General features: G+C 44.6%; 7 protein-coding genes. 3 read left to right on the forward strand and 4 right to left on the reverse strand.

The genetic code is table 11. The features are described 5' to 3' along the window. Window positions 1-468: 468 nt before the first annotated feature. From PHF32_08050 to ribD, 3 genes are read left to right on the forward strand one after another with little or no spacing between them, the layout of a single operon-like run. On the forward strand, window positions 469-1,230 hold the full coding sequence (locus tag PHF32_08050; GenBank protein ID MDD4560667.1) for an NAD+ synthase: 762 nt from the start codon (window positions 469-471) through the stop codon (window positions 1,228-1,230). Beyond that, complete coding sequence (locus tag PHF32_08055) at window positions 1,218-2,393, forward strand: tetratricopeptide repeat protein (protein ID MDD4560668.1); 1,176 nt, start codon at window positions 1,218-1,220, stop codon at window positions 2,391-2,393. The genes PHF32_08050 and PHF32_08055 overlap by 13 nt, the downstream gene beginning before the upstream one ends. Next, a complete protein-coding gene (gene ribD, locus PHF32_08060; GenBank protein ID MDD4560669.1) occupies window positions 2,386-3,468 on the forward strand; it encodes a bifunctional diaminohydroxyphosphoribosylaminopyrimidine deaminase/5-amino-6-(5-phosphoribosylamino)uracil reductase RibD in 1,083 nt (360 codons plus the stop codon). Before PHF32_08055 ends, ribD begins: the two co-directional genes overlap by 8 nt. Before the next feature lie 4 nt (window positions 3,469-3,472). Here ribD and PHF32_08065 read toward each other — a convergent pair whose 3' ends face one another. The 4 genes from PHF32_08065 to PHF32_08080 all read right to left on the reverse strand — a co-directional run bounded on the left by PHF32_08065 (window position 3,473) and on the right by PHF32_08080 (window position 7,484). After that, window positions 3,473-3,844 (reverse strand): hypothetical protein, encoded by a 372-nt coding sequence (locus PHF32_08065; GenBank protein ID MDD4560670.1) that lies wholly within the window; start codon window positions 3,842-3,844, stop codon window positions 3,473-3,475. A gap of 43 nt (window positions 3,845-3,887) precedes the next feature. Next, window positions 3,888-4,103, reverse strand: a complete 216-nt coding sequence (locus PHF32_08070) for a hypothetical protein (protein ID MDD4560671.1) — start codon at window positions 4,101-4,103, stop codon at window positions 3,888-3,890. Continuing rightward, complete coding sequence (locus tag PHF32_08075) at window positions 4,066-4,281, reverse strand: hypothetical protein (protein ID MDD4560672.1); 216 nt, start codon at window positions 4,279-4,281, stop codon at window positions 4,066-4,068. The genes PHF32_08070 and PHF32_08075 overlap by 38 nt, the downstream gene beginning before the upstream one ends. 422 nt (window positions 4,282-4,703) lie before the next feature. Further along, entirely contained in the window at window positions 4,704-7,484 is a 2,781-nt protein-coding gene (locus PHF32_08080) for a FlgD immunoglobulin-like domain containing protein (GenBank protein MDD4560673.1), read from the reverse strand. Between the last annotated feature and the right edge of the window lie 937 nt (window positions 7,485-8,421).

Below are 8,421 nucleotides of genomic sequence, written 5' to 3' on the forward strand. Positions count from 1 at the left end.
ATTACAATCGCCCCCACAGCTCACTAAACTTCCTACCTCCGGCAAAATACAGAGAAAACTATGAAAACAATGTCGATAAGAAACGTGTCACTTTACAAGTGGTGTAAAAAATGGGACAGGGTCAAAGTATAAATGGCTGTTGCGAAAGATTGTAGATCTTGTCTCTGGAGCGTCTTCTCCATTCATGATCTTGGTTTCGTCTTGATATGAAGCAGATATCATCAGGTTATCATCGAGTGGGTACTGGATGATAACTGCTTTATATCTGCTTCGGCACTGTTGGAGGCAAAGAGGATGAATAAGATTTGATGTAATTCTGTTGTGGCACGTCCACCTGTACATACTTGTGCTCACCGCAGCACTGCGGAACTCATGAACAAAGGACTACCAAACCTACCTACCACAAAATCCTTGACCAATATCCACAATCTCTCTTGCTTGATCATAGTAAATTCTTGGGAGAAAAGAATGCGTAAAATAGACACAAGCGCGGAGATCGAAAAGATAAAGGTTTTCTTGCGCGATTATCTGACTAGCAGCGGTCATCAGAAATACATCGTTGGCGTATCCGGCGGAATAGACAGCGCCCTCAGCGCAGCTTTGGCGACGCTGGCTATAGGTAAAGAGAATGTGATCGGCTTGCTTTTGCCCTATCGCAACAGTCATCCGGACAGCAGTGCTGATGCCAAAATATTATGCCAAACGCTGGATATAGAGTATCAGACGATAGACATCAGCCCAATGGTGGATGCATGGTTCGACAATTATGAACCCGATGCCAATCATTTACGCAGAGGCAATCTGATGGCACGCAGCCGTATGTGTGTGCTATATGACCTTTCAGCAAAATACCGCGCGTTGGTATTAGGAACCTGTAATCTCAGTGAGATCATGACCGGTTACTTCACTCAATTTGGAGATTCCGCAGCAGCCGTGGAGCCCCTGGCGCAGCTTTATAAGACGGAGGTTTGGCAAATGGCGAAGGAGATGGAAATCCCGCAAAAGATCATAGATAAAATTCCTACTGCGGATTTGTGGCCTCAACAATCCGATGAAGCCGATATGGGTATATCCTACGCGGATCTTGATGCTATATTATGGGCTATTCACTCCATGCAAGATTTGGATACGTTTGACGTGGATAAAGTAAAGACTGTTTACAAATTAATAGCCCGCAGCGCTTTCAAACGCAATCCCGCGCCAGTTCCGGAGGCTCCGTGTTATCTTTGAGCGCCAAAGACAGGTGCAAGCGATGTCACACCGAGCGCGCCTTGAGATTATGCCCCAGAACTAAAATGGGTATGTGTTGGCAGTGTTGCAATGAAATTAGGATAGACCTGAAGTGCCCCACCGATTGCCCTTATGCGCCCCGAATTGAAGCCCAAAGCCCCTTTCCCGCCTTCAAGGCAGATAACAATCATGAAGCTGTGGATGCAGCCAAGAAATACATCGATATCTGGATTCGCATGGAGAATCCGGGATTTGTATCGAAAAGCCCCATTAGTCTGGCAACAAAGGACAAAAAGACGCTCCTGGACACTCTTTCTGGATATCAGTATCCGGGCAATTTCCCTGTCGATTACCTGATGGACAGGCTGGGTTTACCGCTCAAAAAAGAAGAAAAGAAGCTACATCCCGAGGATGTGACCGCCAAATATCTGGACTTCGTGATTGCCCTGGAATTTAGGGAATTGCGTTCACTTACCATGAATCAATCTGAACTGGCGGATTTGGCTGAACTCTATGAGACCATCGTCAGCGAAATACCCTATTTTAAAAAGCTGAGGCAATATAGCTTTGTCCACACGGGAATGTCGGAAGACGGAGCTTCTTGCATAGTATTTACAGAGCTGAACCGCAAGCACGAATTCTGCTTTGTATTGCGGGAAGATAACGGCACATGGTATATCAGACAGTGCATTGTGGGCAATCCCTCCCTCTATTTCAAGCAGAACGAGATATTTTCCTCAATCGCTCAGCATCTGGCCAATGGCGATGCAAGCCGGGCTTTTGATGAGATAGTCCTGGCACAGAGAAGCTTTCCTGACAGCGCAGATTTATACTACTATCGCGGATTGTGCAGACTGTTAACCAAAGAGCAGAACAGAGCCAAAGCCGATCTGATGTATGCCGTTGCCCTGGACAATGGCTTTGCTCCACCCTATATGCATTTAGGGATTTTGTGTCTGAACGACAAAGACTATAAGGAAGCAGAATTGTGGTTCGCCGCACTGTGCCGCATAGAACCCGATAATCCGGATTCTGCAAACAACCTTGGCATTGCCCTGATCGGGCAAGGAAGAAATGACGAAGCCATCAAAGTGTGGCAATCCATCCTTCAGAAAAATGCCAGTCACGAATTAGCGAGGAAAAACCTGGAATTGTATGGATAAGTATTATATGAAGCTTGCCATCCGCAAAGCTGAAGAATCTCGCGGAAAGTGCTCACCCAATCCATTTGTGGGCGCCATCATCGTAAAGGACGGGAAAACAGTAGGTGAAGGCAGCACAATGCCCTACGGAAAAGATCATGCCGAGATAGTAGCTATTCGTGAAGCCGGAGAACAGGCAAAAGGCGCTACCATGTATGTGAGCCTGGAACCCTGTTGTCATACCGGTAAAACCCCGCCATGTACAGAAGCCATCATCGCAAGCGGGATCAAAAGAGTTGTGGTGGGCATTGTGGATCCCAATCCCCTAATGTGTGGAAAGGGTATAGAAAGGCTGAAAAACACCGGCATCGAAGTAGAATATGGCTTCTTTGAAGAAAGCATTAATGAACAACTAGAATACTACCTCTGCTACATGAACAAAAAGCGACCATTTGTGATCTGGAAAACTGCCTTGAGTCTGGACGGGAAGTTTGCCGCCAGTGACGGCTCTTCCAGATGGATTACCAATCCTGCTTCACGTCGCCAGGTACACAAAGTACGCTCAGAAGTGGAAGTGGTAATGGCTGGTATCAATAGCGTGAGCAAAGACAACGCCATGCTGAATGTAAGAGGAATGCGCAAGGTGAAACAACCGCTAAGGGTGGTCTTGGATCCATACCTGGATATCAGGGAAGATTCCATGCTGGTGAAAAGTGCGAAAGAGTATCCTGCAATGCTCTTGTATCACACTGCCGAAGAGAGTAAGGTGCAGGCTTTGAACATGGCTGGAGTAAAGACGCAAAAAGTGCATGGACACAAGGATGAGCTTGATCTGAATGAAGTGATGCAAGTGTTATGGGACATGAAGCTCTATTCTGTGCTTTTGGAAACTGGAAACAGGCTGAGCGAAGCCTTTTGGAAAGCCAAATTGGTGGACAAATGCCTGATCTTCTATGGCAATCGCATCTTGGGCGGTGAAAATGGAAGCTTAAAATCCTATGACCGAAAGAATATCGACCGCGCCATTCAGCTCCAAAAGGTTCGCATCAGGAAGTTGCAGGACAATGTCTTAGTGAGTGGTTATCCTTTGTGGTAACCCCTTATTCATAGCTATATTCACAATGTTTACGCAGGTTTGGAATGCCTCCATAGCGGGGATTCCAATTGTATTCCAACATCAGAATCAAGCGGTTGGAATCGTCATAAGTATATAGCCGGGATTCTGTTTCCTGGTCAAATGCGTTCATCTTGGATTCCTGAAGTAAGTTTCCTTTATCGTCGTAACTATACTGCATCTTATACATCAGCGAATCTTCCTCAGATCTGCAAACCACAAAGCTGAGAAGGCCGGAGCTGTCGTATATATAGGTATGAGTCTCGGTTAGATCGTCCTTGAAGTCGAAACGCTGTTTCTGAAGAGGCAGATTGTCGCTACTCTGCAGTATCTTATAGTAATGTGACAGATATCCCACCTGATTGTAGTAGCATATCCCAGAGCATTGAGTCTGTTGCGGTTTAGTAGCGCAAGACCTTTGTGAGCACCTTACCTTTGGCATCGTATTGGATGCTGCCGGATTGCTTTCTGTGAGGTTCATCATAATCCACAGAGCGGGAAATGAGGCCATTCATATGGTTGTAAACGAGGCTTTCTTTGTAGAGGGGATCTTCGCTGTTTATGCGAATCTCCTTGCCCTTATAGGTTCGGTTGCCCTGAAGGATGTATTTTTCCATTTTCATCGTATAGGATGGTATTTTGGGTATCCAGGCTCAGGATGTTTTTACCGTGCTTTTGCGATACCAGATAGACCTTCTCATGCGCGATGGTCTGACCTCGGTAAGCTTCACCTTCCTGGGCTATTGCCGTACAAACATATAGAAATATACATATAATGGCAAAGAACTTGTTCATGATGTCTCCTTCATCTACTGCTCCTTGGGCTTTTCGATCAAGATATTGCATTCTAAATTTATCTTAGAATGCATGCAAGTCACGAATATTACCCTGAACAAAATCGTCAAGCCTTTTGCTGAAAGGACCGTCATGAGTGTTTCCAGTTAATTTCTGCTTGCATATCAGAACTTGTGACTTACAATAAGTAAATAGCGCGTTAGGTGGTTTTTGCCATCCTGTCATCTTATATCTTTAATGTAACCAGTACTTCAAAACCCAATACAAAACACCTGCTCTTTTCCCAAAGTGCAGGTGTTTACCTTTATAGTGCTTTTCAGCTCTATTTATGTTCTTATCGATTTACAAATCTGTGCCGATGATTCTACTAGGAAACATGGCTTACTTCTTGGTTCTTCCATTCTGTATGTGAGTCCTTTACACTAAAAGATACTTACCTTTCTGGTGATGTGCGGCATACCCGCATTTTCATAACGTATAAAGTAGATTCCGGAGGGAAGCTTGTGTCCCTGTGAATCACATCCATTCCAGTCGTAACTGCGTAATCCCGTTTCATCTGCGGCTGCTCCGCTTAGTTTATGAACCAATTGACCCCGCAGATTGTATATCTTCAGTTCGTGAAGTTCACTTGCTGCTCCGGCTACTTCGATCTTTACTGCACTGCTGAAGGGATTGGGATAGACTTTCATGCTCATATTGGGAATCGAAGGAACTTCATAAGCAGGATTACCGGCGGGGACTGCCAATTGCACATTCTCGATCTGCATCACGCCATGCAAGTCCATATCAGAAGCCAATTGAAAGAGTATATTCATGTTTTCGTTGCCCATTGCGCCCAGAAACATTCTGCTATTGGAAAGCTCGGCGGTACCCACTATCTCCGAAGCATTATAAGTACACAATTCAGGAGTATCGCCATTTGGCATGATCTCATGCACTACTACTTGCAGCTGAGGATCAAGGTAAGCATACAGTACTCTGGAATCGGGTAGCATCATCAGGTCGGCCATCATGGAAGGGACGTTTGATACCATATCCAGCATGTTGGATTCTCCTGTTTGTAGATCAATATGCTCGATAAAGATGCTGTTATCCTTGGTCTGATGTAACAGCTTGATGTAGTAGGCTGTGTTTGGGTCTTTGACTTGGAGTGCTATATACTCTGCTGAATCCTGCTGGAGCAGTTCCACTTCCCCTGTTTGATTCTTTAAGACCAGATTGTTATTCAGGGCAAACAGGCTCATATCAGCTCCATGCGAGATACTCTTCGGAGTGTAAGGAATTCCTATGTAAGGCACCAATTGATAATCCTGCGTATCAAAACCTCCTTCGCCATTCGATACCAATCTTCCAAAACTCAAACCCAGATTCCATTGAAGGTTGTCCAAGTCCTTAAAGCCCAGCCGACCATCCGCTTGAAAGCTCTTTTTATAGCCCACTCCGATACCTGTAGAGCCAGGATAGTTTTGAGGTAACAAAACCAAATCAGGTATCACAGGATCTTGATAAGGAACGGGAGGTATAACTGGGCCACCGCACATATCGTTTGGAATATCCCAGATGCCGTCATTGGAAGGATAATCACTATCATTTCCACTGCGATGGATATAGCCGCGTCTGCGTTGAGCTATGGATCCATAGAGATTGATGGTACCTCTTTCAAGATACGGTTTCGCTTCCGGCCACAGGGGATTATACCAAGGCATGTCCAAACGTGGTTCATCGGAGTTGAACGGAGAGCCTAGAGGCCAGGGATCTGCAACTGTGGGCGGGAAACGATAGCGATGCAAGTCGATATTATCAAAATAGTGATTTTCACCATCATATAGAACGTTTACTGCTGGTGTTGACCCGTGGGGATGCTGATATTCAAAGGTGAATATACCGTCATTACGGGGATTGTCACCTCCATCTCCAAAAGCCAATACTGAGGCATATACCTGGAAAGGTTCGGCGTCACTTCTGGCAAGGTGAACTCTGTTTCCTGTCTGCGGATCTTTGTATCCATACTTCATCTTCACACTTTTCGCTGAGATCAGTTGTACCTGGTCTGAGTAGTTCATGGGCTCTTCCGGAGATGTACCCGCCTGAGTGTTCTCCAGGAGGATATCTCCGATAATGAAGATATCACCTTGAGCGATCCAGGTCTGCTTGCCGGAGAATGTCCCCTCAATCCAGAGCTCGCTGTTTACTTTTAAAGTCATGTTTGCACATGATCCAGAAGCGATTGTCGTCCATATAGTGTCACTTACCGCTACAGTATTAATATAAATGGGATCGCTCGGAGGTATTTCCGGATAAACTTCATAGACAGGAAATTGAGTTTGCACGGGAACTGAAATGGTTCCCATCCAAGCAGTATAGCTGTCACCATCAACTCTGATCTTGATTATCCTGGTGTCACTATATTCCTCTGGTCCCACCAATACTGACTGCGAATCATCAATCTGAGGGTAATCCAAATGCGGTGCATTCTCTACTAAACCACCTCTAAATACATCATCAATGGGATAATCTCCATTAACTGAAATCACAGTGCCCGAGGTTATCACAGGAGCGTAAAAAGTCGGCCAACCTCCGTTTGTCCCACCACCGCCATTCTTAATCAGGATATCTCCATTGCTGCGAAGAGGTTGATAGATTACATCCTTACCCCAATAATAAACATCTGTGTCGTGCATGGATTTCTCGAAATTGGTAAAGTTCTGAGGGAATACCGGATCGCTGGAATCATCCGAACTGACCAGTTCAGTCATCATCCACTGCGGATATGGGAGCTTCAGTTCAAAATCCACGTAGTCTTCCCCTTCTTTGAACACTGTGGGATTCAGATCAAAAGTTCTGCCAGCTTCATAACTCTGCCAGGTGAGACCATTGTTTGTGGATATTGCCAGCATCTTATTTGTTCCAGAGCTATAAGCAACAACTATTTCCTGGGGAGTATAATAGAGGCTGGGTTTACAGTAGTGATTTGCTTGAGTACTAACTGTGGTATGAGACCACATTTGCATTTCGTTATCATAATACCAATATTGTATCTGACCCAGGTATTCAGGATGTTCACTGTTAACCTGGTTTACAACGAATGCGCAATAATTATCGGAAGTATATGTGGCGTGTTTGCCTGCAAAACGGCCATCAATGGCCATAAGAGCGCTCGAACAAAGTAGCAGAGCGCACAAAACAAAAACCAATGCTTTCATGATTCCTCCCGTTTATTTATGCTTTCGTAAGATTGTATAAAAAAACCAATATGTTGCATAAAGCGTTCCAATCGGCATAAATTGTGAATAAAGTAGTTCGATATCCATTCTCTCTATCAACCTGTATATCATATTGGCAGAAGGATTCAGAGTTTCTGATGAGAAAGATTCCGGAATTAGCTTCATGAACATCAGGCGGGCATATAGAGGACTGCCAGGTGAGTTAAAAGTCCTCGTCTGTATACGATATGGAACTGCTTTCATTAGAAGCGACCTCTGGTCACTATCAATACCATACGTGGTCATCAATGCTTTGCGTACCATTGTATTGGAGGTGAAGGTGAGGTATCGAACCATTACCGTAAATCCACCAAAGCAGCGCCATAAACCATGCAGTGCCGAACCGGATATTATCTCGTTATCATCGAGTTCCTTAATAACTCCTTTATATCATGATCAAGTTTACTGAAAAGAAAGGGAAGCATTCCTAATTGAAACATAATCTGCACTCTGAGTAACACACGTGTAGCTGTATGGTTAAGGGTGAGATAGTCTTGAGTATCTCACAGTAGTCTACCATAAAAAAACGAATATCCCCCGAATCCGATAAGCTGACACTTCACAGTCTACCTTACCTGGACTACGCAGTCTGAGAGTATCCCAAAGACCTCCTGAGCGTGGCTTGGGAAGTGCTCAGGAAGTGTGTGAGATGTGGAAAAGATATCTGACTGCTTGAGTATACATGGGATTCTCTACTCTTCTTTTTTAGATTTGATATTCAAAAAAGTGATTATGTGGATTTATCGAAACGAGACTGTTCACTTTGACCTGATCTATTTCCAATGAGTTAGCGCATGAGTTAGGTGAAAAAGTGGGCGAAACGACTAAAATATGCTTTCGAAACCGAATTGACAAGAAGGCCAGTATGCCATCTTTT

This window comes from Candidatus Cloacimonadota bacterium (assembly GCA_028706475.1).
GTDB lineage: Bacteria > Cloacimonadota > Cloacimonadia > Cloacimonadales > Cloacimonadaceae > UBA5456.

Coding starts and splice junctions, on each gene's coding strand:
- PHF32_08050 (MDD4560667.1), top strand. CDS start 469: ATGCGTAAAATAGACACAAGCGCGGAGATCGAAAAGATAAAGGTTTTC.
- ribD (MDD4560669.1), top strand. CDS start 2,386: ATGGATAAGTATTATATGAAGCTTGCCATCCGCAAAGCTGAAGAATCT.
- PHF32_08070 (MDD4560671.1), bottom strand. CDS start 4,103: ATGGAAAAATACATCCTTCAGGGCAACCGAACCTATAAGGGCAAGGAG.
- PHF32_08075 (MDD4560672.1), bottom strand. CDS start 4,281: ATGAACAAGTTCTTTGCCATTATATGTATATTTCTATATGTTTGTACG.
- PHF32_08080 (MDD4560673.1), bottom strand. CDS start 7,484: ATGAAAGCATTGGTTTTTGTTTTGTGCGCTCTGCTACTTTGTTCGAGC.